Source organism: Marivita lacus, assembly GCF_014637725.1.
Lineage (GTDB): Bacteria > Pseudomonadota > Alphaproteobacteria > Rhodobacterales > Rhodobacteraceae > Marivita > Marivita lacus.
In genome coordinates, this window is record NZ_BMFC01000002.1 from 451,631 (window position 1) to 466,148 (window position 14,518).

The following is a 14,518-nucleotide window of genomic DNA, read 5'->3' on the forward strand; positions in this document are numbered from 1 at the left end:
TTACGCAGGGTCAAGGAAGTCCAGTTTTCAGTATCTCACAGTTTTTTCACGCACTTACAGGTCTCTGGAAACTGATTGGGTATGGAGGCACGGCGTGGTCTTGGTGATCTTCTTAATACATAATACTGATTATGCGACTAATTGGTGGCCCACTTTTTAGCGTTACACAAATCATTACAATGTCTTGTGAGGCTATCTTTATCCAGAATCCCAAGCAGAAAGATATGCACGAAAGCAGTCCGCTGTACGGATATGTTCACTCTGGCCGTCGATCCATCGGCAGGATCACGGTAAAGGTTGTGCCCTTGCCGATCTGGCTGTCCACCTGCAAACGTCCGCGATGGCGATTGACGATGTGCTTTACGATGGCCAGTCCCAGCCCGGTGCCGCCCAGTTCGCGGGACCGGTGGCTGTCGACCCGGTAGAACCGTTCGGTCAGCCGCGGAAGGTGCACCGCGTCGATGCCCGGCCCGGTGTCGCTGACCTCAATGCGCACCCCCAGCCCGCGCAGCCGGGTTTCGTAATCCGGAATGCCAAGGCTCATGCGCACGAATGTGCCCTTGCCTGAGTATTTGAGCGCGTTTTCGACAAGGTTGGTCAGGACCTGCCGCAACTGGTCGGGATCGCCCGGCACGACCACCGGCTCGGGTGGCAGATGCAGCGACATCTCGATCCCGGCCTCTTCGGCCAGCTGGGCGAGGCTGTGGCGGGTCTGCTGGATCACCGTGCCCAGATCGACGCTGTCGGCCGGGCGCACGCGCTCCTCGGCCTCGACGCGGCTCAGGGACAGCAGGTCCGACACAAGCCGGTTCATCCGCTCGGCCTCGGCGCCCATGATACCGAGAAAACGCTCCTGTGCCTTCACGTCGTTGCGTGCCGGGCCTTGCAGGGTTTCGATGAACCCCAGCAGAGCGGTGAGCGGCGTGCGCAGCTCGTGGCTCACATTCGCGACGAAATCGCGCCGCATCTGGCCCGCCTGCTCCATCGGGGTGATATCCTCGAAGGACACGAGGATGCCCGTCTGACCCTGCATCGGAACCGCGCCCGCCGTGACGCGATAGGTGATGTCGTGCTGCCCGTCATTGGTCATGTAGCGGGTGTCGCGCTGCGTGCCGTCGCGCCGTACCTGCTCGATCATGTCCAGCAGGGTCGGCTGGCGCAAAGCGGTGATGTAGTGCCGCCCCTCGATATTCTTGCCAAGCAGCGATTCGGCTGCCGCGTTGACGGCAAAGATCCGGTCATCCGGCGCGATCAGCACCGCCGGAATGCCCAGCACCCTCAGGATATCGCTGGGCGTGGCGGTCATTTTGCGTTGGCCACCGCGGCAAGCCCCGCGTCAAAGGCCGCGATCAGCGCGTCCGGGTCTTCGAGCCCTACAGACACCCGAAAGAACCCTTCGGTCATGCCCAGCTTGGCGCGGCCCTCGGGTGTCAGCCCCCGGTGCGACGAGGATGCGGGATGCGACAGGGTGGTGCCCACATCGCCCAGCGTTGGCGCAAAGGCGATCTGGTGCGCGCCCTGGGTAAAGGCATTGGCCTCGGCCCTGCCCCCGTTCAGCTCGAAACTCACCATGTTGCAACCGCGCCCCTGCAGCAGCCCCTGCGCGCGGGCGCGGTCCGGGTGGTCGGGCCGTGTCGGATACAGCACCCGCTTGATCAAAGGTTGCCCGGCCAGATGATCGGCCAGCCGCGCGGCGTTGGATTCGGCGCGGTCGAACCGCAGGTCGAAGGACATCAGCCCGCGCTCGGCCAGCCAGCAATCGAACGGGCTGGGCGTCATGCCGGTGGTGACGGCGAAATCATAGATCGCCTTGGTATCGGCTGCTTCGCGCGCGGCAACCCAGCCCAGTGTCACGTCCGAATGCCCGGCCAGCAGCTTGGTTACGGAATGCAGCACCACATCCGCGCCCAGCTCGAACGGCTGGACCGCGCGCGGCGTGGTGAAGGTGTTGTCCACCACCAGCAGCACGCCCTTGTCGCGGCACAGATCCGCGATGCCCTGCACATCCGCGATCCGCAGCGTCGGGTTCGACACCACCTCGATCAGCACCAGCCGGGTGTTGGGACGCAACGCTGCGGCCATTGCCGCTGCGTCGGTTGGATCGGCGAGCGAGGTCTCGATCCCCAGCCGGGGCAGATCGTCCCGCATCATCCGCAAGCTGCGCCCATACAGCTGGTCACCGCCCACCACGTGATCCCCGGCCTTGCACAGGCCCAGAAGTACCGCCGTCACTGCCGCCATGCCGGACCCGAGCACCAGCCCCGGTTGCGGAGCACCTTCCATCGCGTCGATCCGGCGCGCCAGCACATCCGCGTTGGGATGACCTTCGCGCGCATAGGTGTAGCCTTCGGTGCGACCCTCGTACTGGTCATCGAGCTGATCCGGAGTGTCGCTGGCATAGACCACCGAGGGCATCAGCGGAGTCACCACGGGGGTGGACGCGGAATACGGCAGACCGCCGGGACGCATCAGGGTGGGTTTCATCATTGTCGCAAGTCTCCGTTCAGTTCTTGTGCGCAGGCCTGCCACAAAGCGTGGGCGGCAACAATGGGCGGCGCGCGTCATCCGCACCCTTGTGCTGGCGCTGCACTCGGGCGAAGACAGTCACATGACACAGCGCCCCGACATCCTCTGCATCGGCTCTGTCCTCTGGGACGTGATCGGCCGATCCGACCGCCACATGAAGCAGGGTGCCGATGTGCCCGGCCACATCACCCGCCTGCCCGGCGGCGTGGCGCTCAACATCGCGATGACACTGGCGCGGTTCGACCTTCTGCCCGCGCTGCTGAGCGTTGTCGGGCGCGACCCCGAGGGCGTTGAACTGGTGGCAGCCTGTGACCGGCTGGGCCTGATCACCGATCATCTCTACCGCTCGGATGATCTTCCCACGGATCAATACATGGCGGTCGAAGGCAAGAACGGTCTGATCGCCGCCATTGCGGATGCCCATTCGCTGGAACAGGCAGGCGACAAGATCCTGCGCCCGCTGATCACCGGCCCCGTCGGCTTTGTCGAAGCCCCCTTCCTCGGTCTCATCGCGCTGGATGGCAACCTGACGGAATCGCTGCTCGACCAGATCGTGCACCACCCGGCCTTTGCCGCCGCGGACCTGCGCATCGCGCCTGCCTCGCCGGGCAAGGCAGAACGCCTGCTGCCCTTCATCCGCGCCGGCAAGGGCGTGCTTTACGTCAATCTCGAAGAGGCCGGGCTGCTCTGCCAGACCGAATTCGCGAGCGCACCTCAGGCCGGGGCTGCTCTGGTCGAACGGGGGGCCGCCCGCGCATTGGTCACCGATGGCGGCAATGTCACCTGCGACGCCACGCCCGAGGGCATTCTGGCCGAACGCCCGCCCGAGGTGATGGTCACCCGCGTGACAGGCGCGGGCGATACGTTCATGGCCGCCCATATCGCGTCCGAACTGCGCGGCGCAGACAGGCCCACCGCCCTGCACCGCGCCCTTGCCACAGCTGCCGCCTATGTCGCCGGAGGAACCTGACATGACCACCCTGCCCCTCGATATCTCCCCCGCCGTTCAATCCGCGCTCAAGGCGGGCAGGCCCGTCGTCGCGCTGGAATCGACGATCATCACGCACGGCATGCCATGGCCGCAGAACCTCGAAACCGCCCGCGCGATCGAGGCGACGGTGCGCGACGCAGGTGCGGAGCCCGCCACCATCGCGGTGATCGACGGGCGCCTCTGCGTCGGCCTGGGCGCGGACCAGTTGGAGGCATTGGCTCAGGCCAAGCATGTCGCCAAGCTCAGCCGCGCCGACATGGCGGTCTGCATGGCACGAGGCGGCACTGGCGCGACCACCGTGGCGGCGACAATGATCGCCGCGCATCTTGCAGGGATCGAGGTCTTTGCCACCGGCGGCATCGGCGGCGTGCATCGTGGCGCGGACCAGAGCTTTGACATCTCCGCCGATCTTCAGGAATTGTCACAGACCCCCGTCACGGTTGTGGCTGCCGGGGCCAAGGCCATTCTCGATCTGCCCAAGACGCTGGAAGTGCTTGAAACCCTTGGCGTGCCGGTCATCGCCTATGGCCAGGACACCCTGCCCGCCTTCTGGTCGCGCGGATCGACGCTCAAGGCCCCGCTGCGTGCCGACAGCCCCGCAGAGATCGCCCGCGCCCACCAGATGCGGGCCGCGCTTGGCCTGCCCGGCGGTCAGCTGATCGCCAACCCGATTCCCGCCGAGGCCGAGATCCCCCATGCCGAGATTCACCCCATCATCGCCCGCGCCACGCAGGATGCCGAGGCACATGGCATCACCGGCAAGGCGCTGACGCCCTACCTGCTGCAGCGCATTTTTGAGCTGACCGAGGGCCGGTCACTGGACGCCAATATCGCGCTTGTGCTCAACAATGCCCTGCTGGGCGCGCAAATCGCACAGGAAATGACGTTGCTGCGTTGAAATTCAGTCTCTTGCGCCGCAGCCCCATTGTAGACCCGCGCCGGACCGCCTAGATTTTCGCGGAACAAGCGACGGACACAGCATGACCACCCCATTCGAGCCAGAGCGGCGCAAACCCGGTTTCATCACCGGTCTGCGATCAAGCTTCCTGACGGGGATCGTGGTGATCGCCCCCGTCGCCCTGACGATCTGGCTGATCTGGACGATCATGGGCTGGATCGACGGGTTCGTGCTGCCGCTCGTGCCCACACGCTTCAATCCCGAGCAATATATCGGCATCAATCTGCGCGGCATCGGGGTCATGATCTTTCTGGTGTTCACGATCTTTGTCGGCTGGGTCGCCAAGGGGCTGATCGGGCGCTCGCTGATCCGGTTCGCCGAAAGCCTTGTCGAACGCATGCCGGTGGTCCGGTCGATCTACAGCGGCGTGAAACAGATCGCCGAAACGATCTTTGCCCAGTCCGAACGGAACTTCGAAAAGGCCTGCCTGATCCAGTACCCACGCAAGGGAATCTGGGCCATCGGCTTCATCTCGACCGAGGCGCGGGGCGAGATTGCGGATAAGGCGGAAACCATGGGCCGGCTGATGTCGGTCTTCGTGCCGACCACGCCCAACCCGACCTCGGGATTCCTGCTGTATTTCCCCGAGGAAGACGTGATCGAACTCGACATGAACATCGAGGATGCGGCGAAACTGGTGATCTCGGCGGGGCTTGTCTATCCCAATGCCAAGGACCCGACCCAGCCTGCCAAGGCCGCGTAAATTATCCGGCGGGCCGCTCTTGAAGCGGCTCTTTCCGCCGGACAACTCAACCCAACGGCGCGCGCAGATCAGCCGCGCCACCGGGGCCGCGTTCCTGCTGGTCTATGCCGGGTACATGGTCTGGCTCAGCCAAACATTCTGACAAGATCGGCCGTCTGCCGTTTCCCCAGGTCTGCCTTGTGATGGGCAAGGAACTCCCCTGTGGCGCGGCGGCCAGCCTCTTTCAGCGTGGCGATTACCGAGGGCACCGGCACCAGCTTCGTCGCCACAGACAGATCGTTCATCAGCGCATCATCGGCGATCATGTGCACGAGGACGTTTTTCATCACGCCCTCCTGCATCTTGCCTGCCGAAATGAGACGCTGCACGAATTCGATGGCCCGCAATTCCCGCAGCAAGGACGAGTTGAAGCTGATCTCGTTGATCCGGTTCTGGATCTCGTTCGGCATCACGGGGATCGTGTCGCGCACGAGCGGGTTGATGTTCACGATCACCACGTCATCCGGCAGCTCCGCATGGAACAGAGGAAACAGCGCCGGGTTGCCGGTATAGCCGCCATCCCAGAACGCCTCTACGATGCCAGTCTCCGGATCCGTGACCTTGACCGCCTGAAACAGCGTGGGCAGGCAGGCCGAGGCGAGGATGCTTTGCGTGGTGATCGCGTCGCCTTCGAAGATCCGCACCTTGCCGTCGCGCACCTGCGTGGCGCAGACAAAAAGCTGCGGCCCTTCATTGGCGCAGACCCGGCCGAAATCGAACTGGTCGACGATCTTTTCCAGCGGGTTCTCGTAAAGCGGCCCCCAGGCATAGGGCGACATCATCCGGCTGACCGTATCGCTGAGTTGGAACAGCGGCGAATACTCGATGCTTTTGCTGATGGCAGCGGGCGTCGGCAACCAGGCCTGCATCCAGAGCGGCACCGCCATGTCATCGAGCCGCGCCACCTGTGTCCAGAGCCAGTCGAGGTTTTCCCGCGCCCCGTCGCGCCCGCCCAAGAGCCAACCCGCCTTGAGCGCCGCCCCGTTCAGCGCCCCGGCCGAGGTGCCGGAAATCGCCGCGATCTCGATGTCGTCTTCCTGAAGCAGCCGGTCCAGCACACCCCAGGTGAACGCGCCATGCGCCCCGCCGCCCTGTAGCGCAAGATTAATCCTGATCATGCCGGTTTCCTGCTTCTCTGGTTCAACAATATCTCGGGGAGCGCGAGGGGCTGGCCCCTCGTTCCCGAATTCAGCCAAGAGTCAGCGCTCAGGCAGCCGTCCAGCCGCCATCCACGGCCAGGGATGTCCCGGTGATCTGATCCGCCGCGTCGCTGCACAGGAACAACACCGTTCCGGCAAGCTGTTTCACCGTCACGAATTCCTTGGACGGTTGCTTGGCCAGGATGACCTTTTCGACAGCTTCGTCTTCGGAAATCCCGTATTGCTTGGCCGTATCGGGAATCTGCGCCTCCACCAGCGGGGTCAGCACATATCCCGGACAGACGGCGTTACAGGTGATCGGTTCCTTGGCGGTTTCAAGACCCACGGTCTTGGTCAGCCCCAGAACGCCGTGCTTGGCCGTGACATAGGCCGCCTTGAATGGGGATGCGCGCAGCCCGTGCCCGGAGGCGATATTCACGATCCGGCCCCACCCGGCCTTGCGCATCATCGGCAATGCAGCGGCGATGGTGTGAAACGAAGACGACATGTTGATCGCGATGATCGCGTCCCATTTTTCGATCGGGAATTCATCCACTGGCGCAACATGCTGGATGCCCGCGTTGTTCACGAGGATGTCGCAGGCGCCCGCCTGTTCGATCAGCGCACGGCACTGGTCGGGCTTGGACATGTCCGCCTGGATGTAGCGCACCGTGACTCCATGTTCCTTGGCGATCTCTCTGGCCAGCGCGTGATCCTCGTCCCGGTCGGTGAACGAGTTGATCACCACATCCGCACCGGCGCGCGCCAATTCGTGCGCCACGCCTAGGCCGATGCCCGAGTTCGATCCGGTGATGACGGCGGTTTTTCCCTTCAGCGACATGATCGCTCCTCTTTATGGTCTTTTCGCTTGCGCAGAATGCTACATGCTGCGCGTGCATAATACAAAGAAGAAGAGGGAGCAGGTTCGCAAGAATCGGTCGCCGGACGAATCGAGTCGCCTGACCCACAATTCCGATGCGACAGGCCCCGCGCCACCCCGACAGGAACCCGCGTCATGGCCTTGATTCACACGGGTATGGGCCAGTCTTGCCGAGTTTCTGCGCACAAAAAAACCCCGGCACGAAGCCGGGGTTAAGTTATTGAGGCAGGTTTCATACAGGCAAGAAACCTATCGAGCAGTGATCCCTTTATAGGCATTCTTTCACCGTGATCCAAGCTAAAAGTTTGAAAAGCCACGAAAGCCCCATTAGGTTTGTGGTCAACAAAACAAGAGCAGACAGGGTATGTTGCTAAAATGAGAACGGTTTTATTCCTGAAACGCGGGATCGGCATTGCTGCACTGGCGCTCGCGCTTGGCGCGCATCCGGGCGCTGCGGACCCGCAACACGGCATAGCTATGTATGGTGACCCCGCACTTCCACCTGATTTTGTGTCCCTGCCCTATGCCAATCCCGACGCCCCCAAGGGCGGGCGCATCGTCACCGGCGAGGTTGGTGGCTTCGACAGCCTCAACCCGCATATCGCCAAAGGCTCCACGCCCTGGCAACTTCGGTTCCTCGCCTATGAAAGCCTGATGGGCCGGAATTGGGACGAGCCGTTCTCGCTTTACGGGCTTCTGGCCGAATCAATCGAGGTTGGAGAGAATCGCGACTGGGTCGAATTCGTCCTGCGCGAAGAGGCCGCGTTCTCGGATGGCACGCCGCTCACCGTCGAGGACGTGATGTGGTCCTACGAAACCCTCGGCACCATCGGGCACCCGCGCTACCACGGCGCTTGGAACAAGATCGCGTCGATGGAACAGACCGGCCCGCGTTCCATCCGCTTCACCTTCAACGAGGTGGACCCGGAAATGGCGCTGCTGATCGGCATGCGCCCGATCCTGAAAAAGGCCCAGTGGGAGGGCAAGGATTTCGCCGCCTCCGGCATCGACGAGGTGCCGATCACCACGGCTCCGTACATGATCGACGATTACGAGGCGGGCCGTTTTGTCAGCCTCAAGCGCAACCCCGATTACTGGGGCCAGAACGTCAACTTCATGCGCGGTCAGGCCAACCTGGATGAAATCCGCATGGAATTCTACGGCGACGGCACCGCCATGTTCGAGGCGTTCAAGGCCGGCGCGCTGAATTCCAGCCGTGAATTCAACGTCGAGAAATGGGACACGCAGTATGATTTCCCGGCCATCGACAGCGGCGATGTCGTCAAATCGGTGATCCCGCATGAACGCCCGTCGGGCATGACCGGCTTCGTGATGAACACCCGCCGCGACGTGTTCAAGGACTGGCGCGTGCGTGATGCCATGATGCATGCGTTCAATTTTGAATTCATCAACGAAACCATGACCGGCTCGAAGCAGCCGCGCATCAGCTCGTACTTCTCGAACTCGGTTCTGGGCATGGCGGACGGCCCGGCAGAGGGCCGCGTGCGTGATCTGCTGGAACCCTTCGCGTCAGAGCTGCTGCCCGGCGCGCTGGACGGCTATGCCCTGCCCGTGTCGGACGGGACCGAACGCAACCGCGGCAACATCCGCGCCGCCATCGACCTGATGGAGGAGGCGGGCTACACCATCGCCGACGGCAAGATGGTTGGCCCAGATGGCGCACCCTTCACCTTCGAGATCCTGCTGCAACAGGGCAGCAGCGAAGAGCAGTCCATCATCGACCTCTACACCCAGTCGCTGGAACGGGTCGGCATCACGCCGACGATCACGACGACCGACAGCGCGCAGTTCAAGGAACGCACCACCAATTACGATTTCGACATGAGCTTCAACCGCTGGGGCATGTCGCTGAGCCCCGGCAACGAACAAAAGCTCTATTGGGGGTGTGAGGGCGTCGAGGCGCCCGGCACGCGCAACTGGATGGGCATGTGTTCGCCTGCCGCCGAGGCGATGATCGACGAGATCCTGAATTCGCAATCCCGCGATGACTTCATCGCCGCCACCCGCGCGCTGGACCGGGTGCTGACCACCGGACGCTACGTGATCCCGATCTACCAGTGGAACATCAGCCGGATCGCCCACGCGAAACAGCTGAAATATCCCGAAGCAATCCCGATCTATGGGGACTGGATCGGCTGGCAGCCTGATGTCTGGTGGTGGGACGAGGAGTGATCCATGCGCACATGGGCTCTGATGATCATGGTTGCAGGCGCGCTCAGCGCCTGCGCCACCGTTGACGGGATCGGTCAGGACATCTCGACCACGTCGCGCACCGTGCAAGGCTGGTTCTGACACGGCACAGGTGCATTGCGGCGGGCAGACCGGGCCGAACGTCTTCGCTTGGCGATTCCGAGATCCTGTGTCATCCTCCGGTCCGCGAGGGACGTTTGGAGGAGCGTCGGATGACATGGATCGACATTGCCCAGAACTGGCCCGTGGCGCAGGCGCGTCTGGAAACCCGCTTTCCACTGCTGGATTGTGATGCCCTGCCGTTTCCGCCCGACAGCATCACGAGCCTTGCACGCCGCCTGGCCGCCAAACACGACCTGACGCCGCTCGAAGCCCGCGAAGAACTGGCGGATTGGCTGTTCATCGCAACGCTGGCCCGTCAGACCGAACCGATCCGCCTGCATTGACCCGCGTTGCTCAGTTCAGCGACGTGACCCACAGGATGCTTGCATCGTCATCCGAGATTGAAATCACGTTATGCCCCATCGTGGCATCGTAATAGGCGCTGTCGCCGCGCCGCATCTCGACCGGTTCATAGAACTCGGTATAGAGCCGGATCACCCCGGTCAGCACATACAGGAATTCCTCGCCGTCATGGCGCACCCAGCCGTCGAACTCCTCGGCAGAGCGCGCCCGCACCCGTGCGCGGTACGGCAACATCTGCTTCTTGGTCAGGGTTTCGGCCAAAAGCTCGTGTTCATAGGTGGTTGTGGCATGATGCTGACCCTGCCCGTTGACGGTCACCACCATCCGCCCGTTCACCTTTTCGCGCTGCGGCGGAGTGAACAATTGCGGCACGCTGATCTGCAACCCGGTCGCCAGCTTTTTCAGCGCATCATATGTGGGCGACATCTGCCCGTTCTCGATTTTCGACAGGGTGGACCGCGCCAGACCCGCCTGCTGGGCCGCCTGTTCCAGCGTCCAGTTGCGCGCCTTGCGCAGGTCGCGCACGCGCTCGCCAAGGTTCAGCGGCTCGGGCTGGTCATGGGTGCCGCCGTCGCGCGCGATGCGGATCAGGTTCTTTGGATCATCGGTCATGAACGCCTCTATAGTCGCAGCCCGATCCACCGGCAACCTGCGCTTGCGGTGCTGCCGATTGCGCCCTAGGGCTGTGCCATGAGCTCTGTCTTCGATGCTGGCCCGTGGCCGCCCTGCCCGCAGGATTTCAACCTTGCCGCCCATGTTCTGGCCGCCGCCGACCGCGTGCCGGACAAGATCGCGCTGGCCGTGGTCAAACCCACAGGCGCCCAACGCTGGAGCTATGACCGCCTGCGCAGCGCCATCCTTGGCTGTGCCACCGGGCTGCTGGACAGCGGGCTGAAACCGGGTGACCGACTGCTGATGCGTGTTGGCAATTCGGTCGAATTTCCCGTGGCCTATCTGGCCGCCATCGCCGTCGGCATCGTGCCCATTCCCACATCCTCGCAACTGACCCTGCCCGAGGTTCAGGTGTTGATCGACATGACCGACCCGGCGGCGATGCTGCATGACGGCATCACCGCCTGCCCCGACACGCGGCGTGTGATCCGTACGAACCGGATGTCCGATTGGTACGCTCTGCCCGCCGCAGCCTATGATCTGGGTGACCCCGACCGGCTGGCCTATATCATCTTCACCTCCGGCACATCCGGCACGCCGCGCGCCGTCTGCCATGCCCACCGCGCCATCTGGGCGCGGGGCATGATGATGGAGGGCTGGTACGGGCTGACCGAACAGGACCGCCTGATGCATGCGGGCGCGTTCAACTGGACCTATACGCTGGGCACCGGGCTGCTTGATCCGTGGACGCGGGGTGCCACCGCGTTGATCCCTGCACAAGGCGTCGAACACGCGCAGATTCCGCTTCTGCTCAAACGGCATGAGGCGACGATTTTTGCCGCAGCACCCGGGGTTTACCGAAACATCCTCAAGTCAGCTGGGCTGAACCTGCCCAAGCTGCGTCACGGCCTGTCTGCGGGCGAGAAACTGCCCGCATCGGTCCGCGACGCATGGCAAACGGCCACCGGCACCCGCGTTTACGAAGCCTTCGGCATGTCCGAATGCTCCACCTTCATCTCAAGCGCTCCCGGCGCGCCAGACCTGCCGCCGGAAAGCCTCGGCTGGCCGCAACCCGGTCGGCACATCGCCATCGTCGGCGACACCACCCCCGTTCCAATCGGCACTCCCGGCATCATCGCCGTGCACCGCAGCGACCCCGGCCTGATGCTCGGCTACCTGAACCAACCCGAAGCGACCGAAGCGCGCTATCAAGGCGACTGGTTCCTGACCGGCGACATGGGAGAAATGACGGAAAGCAAAGGCATTCTCTACCACGGCCGCGCGGATGACATGATGAATGCAGGCGGGTTCCGCGTCAGCCCTCTCGAAGTCGAAGCCGCGCTGATGCAGTATCCCGACATTCACGAGGTCGGTGTCACGGATATCGAGATCAAACCCGACACACGCATCATCGCCGCCTATTACGTCGCGGATCACCCGCTCGACGAGGACTTGCTGAACGCCTTTGCCGCCACCCGCCTTGCCCGCTACAAGCAACCGCGCCTGTACCGACGCATCGCGTCGCTGCCGCGCAACGCCAACAACAAGCTGTTGCGACGCGCCCTGCCAGACCAAACCCCGGTCTAGCTGCCTTATCATTGTGCGCCGGATCTGGTAAACGGCAAGGAAATGACTTGAAAGGAGTGACACATGGTCAAGCTCGACATCATGTCCGACCCGATCTGCCCCTGGTGCTATATCGGCAAGACGCATCTGGATCGCGCGCTTGAACAGCGCCCCGATCATCCGTTCCTGATCACCTGGCATCCGTTCCAGCTCAATCCCGACATGCCCAAAGGCGGCATGGACCGGCGCGGCTATCTTGAAACCAAGTTCGGTGGCAAGGATGCAGCGGTCAAGGCCTATGCGCCCGTGGTCGAGAATGCGGAAAAGGCCGGGTTGAAGATCAACTTTGAAGGCATTGAAAAGACACCGAATACGCTGGACGCACACCGGCTGATCCACTGGGCCGGGATCGAAGGTCACCAGAACGCGGTCGTGGACGCGATGTTCACCGCCTATTTCGTCGAAGGGCGCGATATCGGGGATGCCGATGTTCTGGCCGATATCGCCGACAGCTGTGGCATGGATGCCAGCGTCGTGCTGCGCTTGCTGGCCACCGACGAAGACCGGCGCGACATCGTCGACCGTGATGCGGCGGCGCGCGGCATGGGGGTGAGCTCCGTGCCCACCTTCATCGTCGCCAGTCAGCATGCCGTGCCCGGCGCGCAACCGACCGAGCTTTGGCTGCAGGTGATGGACGACCTTGCCCGGCAAGGTGCCGCGCAAGACGCATGAGCACGGCGCTCCGACTCGCGACGCTGGTCCTCACTCTGGTCCTGATCATCGCATCGGGCACGGTGTTCTTTCGCTGGGCCGAGGGCTGGAGCTGGCTGGATGCCTATTTCTTCACCGTCGTGACCCTGTCCACCGTGGGATATGGCAACCTCGTGCCCGCAACCGCGATGGGCAAGATCGGCACCACGATCTTCATCTTCGTGGGGCTGGGGGTCTTCGTCGTGGCGATCCAGCAATTCGGCCTGTTCGCGATGGGCAAACGCGCCGAGCACACCGAATGGCTCATCGGTCGATTGGGCTCACACGGCAAAAGCGCCAATGCGGACGAGGATCCGGCGGACTCCTCTCACCCCGGGTCCGGCACCCCCTGAGGGAGACGAGGTCTGTTCTCTGCATGTCGTTGCTGCTAAGGGCTAGGCGTATAAATCCGGGACATCTTCATGCCGAACGCGATGCCGCGCACCGAATTCATTGCTTTGATGGCCATGCTGGCTGCAACCGTTGCACTGTCGATCGATGCGATGCTGCCTGCCCTGCCGCAAATCGCGCAGGAACTGACCCCCGATGACATCAACAAGGCACAGCTGATCCTGACAAGTTTCGTGCTGGGGATGGGGCTCGGCACGTTCCTGACCGGGCCGCTGTCGGACACGTTCGGGCGCAAGCCGGTCATGCTCTGGGGTGCCGTGCTCTATACCATCTGCGCCTTCATCGCGTCCAAGGCGCAATCGCTCGAAGTGCTGCTGATCGCGCGGGTGTTCCAGGGGGTCGGTGCAGCCGGGCCGCGCGTGGTGGCGATGGCGGTGGTGCGCGACCTTTACATGGGGCGTGGCATGGCGCAGATCGTGTCCTTCATCATGATCATCTTCACGCTGGTGCCCGCCATCGCACCGCTTCTGGGGTCCTTCGTGATCGACGCCTACAGCTGGCGCGCGGTGTTCTACGGCTTCATGGGGTTCTCGGTGATCTCCGCGCTCTGGCTGGGTCTGCGCCTGCCCGAAACCCTTCCCCCCGAACGCCGCCGCCCGTTCCGCCTGCACGCACTGCGCGCGGCGGTGGCCGAGATGTTCGTACATCCGGTGGTGCGCCTGTCCATTGCCGTGCAGGGGCTGTGTTTCGCCATGCTCTTTTCCATGCTGTCGAGCGTGCAGCAGATCTACGACATCACCTTCGGTCGCGCCGACACCTTCGCGATCTGGTTCGGCGTCGTGGCTGTGGTTGCGGGCAGTTCCGGCTTTCTGAACGCCAACCTCGTGATGCGGCTGGGCATGATGTTCCTCGTGCGCGCCATGCTGATCGCGCAGGTCGGCTTTTCCGCGCTGATGATCCTGGCCGGCTATGCCGCGATGGCCGGTCATCTCTCGGACACGGTCTTTTTTGGCTGTTTCGTGGTCTGGCAGATCACGGTGTTTTTCCAGGCCGGCATGACGCTGGGCAATCTGGCGGCCATTGCGCAGGAACCGATGGGCCATATCGCGGGCATGGCGGCGAGCGTGATCGGGTCGGTGGCCACGGTTGTCGGTGTCACCCTTGCGATCCCGGTCGGGCTGATGTTCGATGGCACGCCGATCCCGCTGGCTGCCGCGATTTTCCTCGAAGCCACGCTTGCGCTCTGGCTGATGCGGCTGATGATGCAGGCAGATGCGCAACTTTCGCCCGCCCAATGAATTGACCCGACAAAGGTAAAGGACCCCTC

At 63.2% G+C, this 14,518-nt stretch carries 16 protein-coding genes; 11 read left to right on the top strand and 5 right to left on the bottom strand.

The window, feature by feature from the left end; genetic code table 11:
• Window positions 1-256 precede the first annotated feature (256 nt).
• Window positions 257-1,306 carry a sensor histidine kinase gene (locus IEV82_RS06890; RefSeq protein WP_188481253.1) on the bottom strand — a complete coding sequence of 350 codons (1,050 nt, stop codon included), beginning with the start codon at window positions 1,304-1,306 and terminating at the stop codon, window positions 257-259.
• Entirely contained in the window at window positions 1,303-2,484 is a 1,182-nt protein-coding gene (locus IEV82_RS06895; protein ID WP_229747717.1) for a trans-sulfuration enzyme family protein, read from the bottom strand. Before IEV82_RS06895 ends, IEV82_RS06890 begins: the two co-directional genes overlap by 4 nt.
• Before the next feature lie 124 nt (window positions 2,485-2,608).
• On the opposite strand from IEV82_RS06895, the gene IEV82_RS06900 reads away from it, so the two are divergent.
• The 4 genes from IEV82_RS06900 (at window position 2,609) to IEV82_RS23890 (ending at window position 5,320) form a co-directional block, all read left to right on the top strand.
• A complete protein-coding gene (locus tag IEV82_RS06900) occupies window positions 2,609-3,496 on the top strand; it encodes a PfkB family carbohydrate kinase (RefSeq protein ID WP_188481254.1) in 888 nt (295 codons plus the stop codon).
• A gap of 1 nt (window position 3,497) precedes the next feature.
• On the top strand, window positions 3,498-4,415 hold the full coding sequence (locus tag IEV82_RS06905) for a pseudouridine-5'-phosphate glycosidase (protein WP_188481255.1): 918 nt from the start codon (window positions 3,498-3,500) through the stop codon (window positions 4,413-4,415).
• 82 nt (window positions 4,416-4,497) lie between these two features.
• Window positions 4,498-5,178, top strand: a complete 681-nt coding sequence (locus tag IEV82_RS06910) for a DUF502 domain-containing protein (protein ID WP_188481256.1) — start codon at window positions 4,498-4,500, stop codon at window positions 5,176-5,178.
• A gap of 19 nt (window positions 5,179-5,197) precedes the next feature.
• Window positions 5,198-5,320, top strand: coding sequence for a hypothetical protein (locus IEV82_RS23890; RefSeq protein ID WP_268236109.1), 123 nt, complete (start codon window positions 5,198-5,200; stop codon window positions 5,318-5,320).
• Here IEV82_RS23890 and IEV82_RS06915 read toward each other — a convergent pair.
• The gene (locus IEV82_RS06915; protein ID WP_188481257.1) at window positions 5,304-6,335 is read right to left on the bottom strand and encodes a patatin-like phospholipase family protein; all 1,032 of its coding nucleotides are present in this window, start codon (window positions 6,333-6,335) and stop codon (window positions 5,304-5,306) included. The two genes, IEV82_RS23890 and IEV82_RS06915, sit on opposite strands and share 17 nt — an antisense overlap.
• An 88-nt stretch (window positions 6,336-6,423) precedes the next feature.
• Window positions 6,424-7,197 (bottom strand): 3-hydroxybutyrate dehydrogenase, encoded by a 774-nt coding sequence (locus IEV82_RS06920; protein ID WP_188481258.1) that lies wholly within the window; start codon window positions 7,195-7,197, stop codon window positions 6,424-6,426.
• 414 nt (window positions 7,198-7,611) lie between these two features.
• Here IEV82_RS06920 and IEV82_RS06925 point away from each other — a divergent pair, with 414 nt between their 5' ends.
• The 3 genes from IEV82_RS06925 (at window position 7,612) to IEV82_RS06935 (ending at window position 9,893) form a co-directional block, all read left to right on the top strand.
• Window positions 7,612-9,429: an extracellular solute-binding protein gene (locus tag IEV82_RS06925; protein ID WP_188481259.1), complete on the top strand. Its 1,818-nt coding sequence runs from the start codon at window positions 7,612-7,614 to the stop codon at window positions 9,427-9,429.
• Window positions 9,430-9,432: 3 nt separating this feature from the next.
• Window positions 9,433-9,549: an entericidin EcnA/B family protein gene (locus IEV82_RS06930; RefSeq protein ID WP_188481260.1), complete on the top strand. Its 117-nt coding sequence runs from the start codon at window positions 9,433-9,435 to the stop codon at window positions 9,547-9,549.
• A gap of 110 nt (window positions 9,550-9,659) precedes the next feature.
• A complete protein-coding gene (locus IEV82_RS06935; RefSeq protein ID WP_188481261.1) occupies window positions 9,660-9,893 on the top strand; it encodes a hypothetical protein in 234 nt (77 codons plus the stop codon).
• A gap of 10 nt (window positions 9,894-9,903) precedes the next feature.
• Here IEV82_RS06935 and IEV82_RS06940 read toward each other — a convergent pair whose 3' ends face one another.
• Window positions 9,904-10,524, bottom strand: coding sequence for a helix-turn-helix domain-containing protein (locus IEV82_RS06940; protein WP_188481262.1), 621 nt, complete (start codon window positions 10,522-10,524; stop codon window positions 9,904-9,906).
• 78 nt (window positions 10,525-10,602) lie between these two features.
• Here IEV82_RS06940 and IEV82_RS06945 point away from each other — a divergent pair, with 78 nt between their 5' ends.
• The 4 genes from IEV82_RS06945 to IEV82_RS06960 all read left to right on the top strand — a co-directional run bounded on the left by IEV82_RS06945 (window position 10,603) and on the right by IEV82_RS06960 (window position 14,489).
• Window positions 10,603-12,111, top strand: a complete 1,509-nt coding sequence (locus IEV82_RS06945) for a class I adenylate-forming enzyme family protein (protein WP_188481263.1) — start codon at window positions 10,603-10,605, stop codon at window positions 12,109-12,111.
• Window positions 12,112-12,174: 63 nt separating this feature from the next.
• Window positions 12,175-12,822, top strand: coding sequence for a DsbA family oxidoreductase (locus IEV82_RS06950; RefSeq protein ID WP_188481264.1), 648 nt, complete (start codon window positions 12,175-12,177; stop codon window positions 12,820-12,822).
• On the top strand, window positions 12,819-13,193 hold the full coding sequence (locus IEV82_RS06955) for a potassium channel family protein (protein WP_188481265.1): 375 nt from the start codon (window positions 12,819-12,821) through the stop codon (window positions 13,191-13,193). Before IEV82_RS06950 ends, IEV82_RS06955 begins: the two co-directional genes overlap by 4 nt.
• 69 nt (window positions 13,194-13,262) lie before the next feature.
• Window positions 13,263-14,489 carry a multidrug effflux MFS transporter gene (locus IEV82_RS06960; protein WP_229747703.1) on the top strand — a complete coding sequence of 409 codons (1,227 nt, stop codon included), beginning with the start codon at window positions 13,263-13,265 and terminating at the stop codon, window positions 14,487-14,489.
• The last annotated feature ends 29 nt before the right edge of the window (window positions 14,490-14,518 follow it).

Bases quoted from the DNA above. Each gene is read 5' to 3' on its own strand.
- IEV82_RS06890 (WP_188481253.1), bottom strand. From the start codon at position 1,306: ATGACCGCCACGCCCAGCGATATCCTGAGGGTGCTGGGCATTCCGGCG.
- IEV82_RS06895 (WP_229747717.1), bottom strand. From the start codon at position 2,484: ATGAAACCCACCCTGATGCGTCCCGGCGGTCTGCCGTATTCCGCGTCC.
- IEV82_RS06900 (WP_188481254.1), top strand. From the start codon at position 2,609: ATGACACAGCGCCCCGACATCCTCTGCATCGGCTCTGTCCTCTGGGAC.
- IEV82_RS06905 (WP_188481255.1), top strand. From the start codon at position 3,498: ATGACCACCCTGCCCCTCGATATCTCCCCCGCCGTTCAATCCGCGCTC.
- IEV82_RS06910 (WP_188481256.1), top strand. From the start codon at position 4,498: ATGACCACCCCATTCGAGCCAGAGCGGCGCAAACCCGGTTTCATCACC.
- IEV82_RS06915 (WP_188481257.1), bottom strand. From the start codon at position 6,335: ATGATCAGGATTAATCTTGCGCTACAGGGCGGCGGGGCGCATGGCGCG.
- IEV82_RS06920 (WP_188481258.1), bottom strand. From the start codon at position 7,197: ATGTCGCTGAAGGGAAAAACCGCCGTCATCACCGGATCGAACTCGGGC.
- IEV82_RS06925 (WP_188481259.1), top strand. From the start codon at position 7,612: ATGAGAACGGTTTTATTCCTGAAACGCGGGATCGGCATTGCTGCACTG.
- IEV82_RS06930 (WP_188481260.1), top strand. From the start codon at position 9,433: ATGCGCACATGGGCTCTGATGATCATGGTTGCAGGCGCGCTCAGCGCC.
- IEV82_RS06935 (WP_188481261.1), top strand. From the start codon at position 9,660: ATGACATGGATCGACATTGCCCAGAACTGGCCCGTGGCGCAGGCGCGT.
- IEV82_RS06940 (WP_188481262.1), bottom strand. From the start codon at position 10,524: ATGACCGATGATCCAAAGAACCTGATCCGCATCGCGCGCGACGGCGGC.
- IEV82_RS06945 (WP_188481263.1), top strand. From the start codon at position 10,603: ATGAGCTCTGTCTTCGATGCTGGCCCGTGGCCGCCCTGCCCGCAGGAT.
- IEV82_RS06950 (WP_188481264.1), top strand. From the start codon at position 12,175: ATGGTCAAGCTCGACATCATGTCCGACCCGATCTGCCCCTGGTGCTAT.
- IEV82_RS06955 (WP_188481265.1), top strand. From the start codon at position 12,819: ATGAGCACGGCGCTCCGACTCGCGACGCTGGTCCTCACTCTGGTCCTG.
- IEV82_RS06960 (WP_229747703.1), top strand. From the start codon at position 13,263: ATGCCGAACGCGATGCCGCGCACCGAATTCATTGCTTTGATGGCCATG.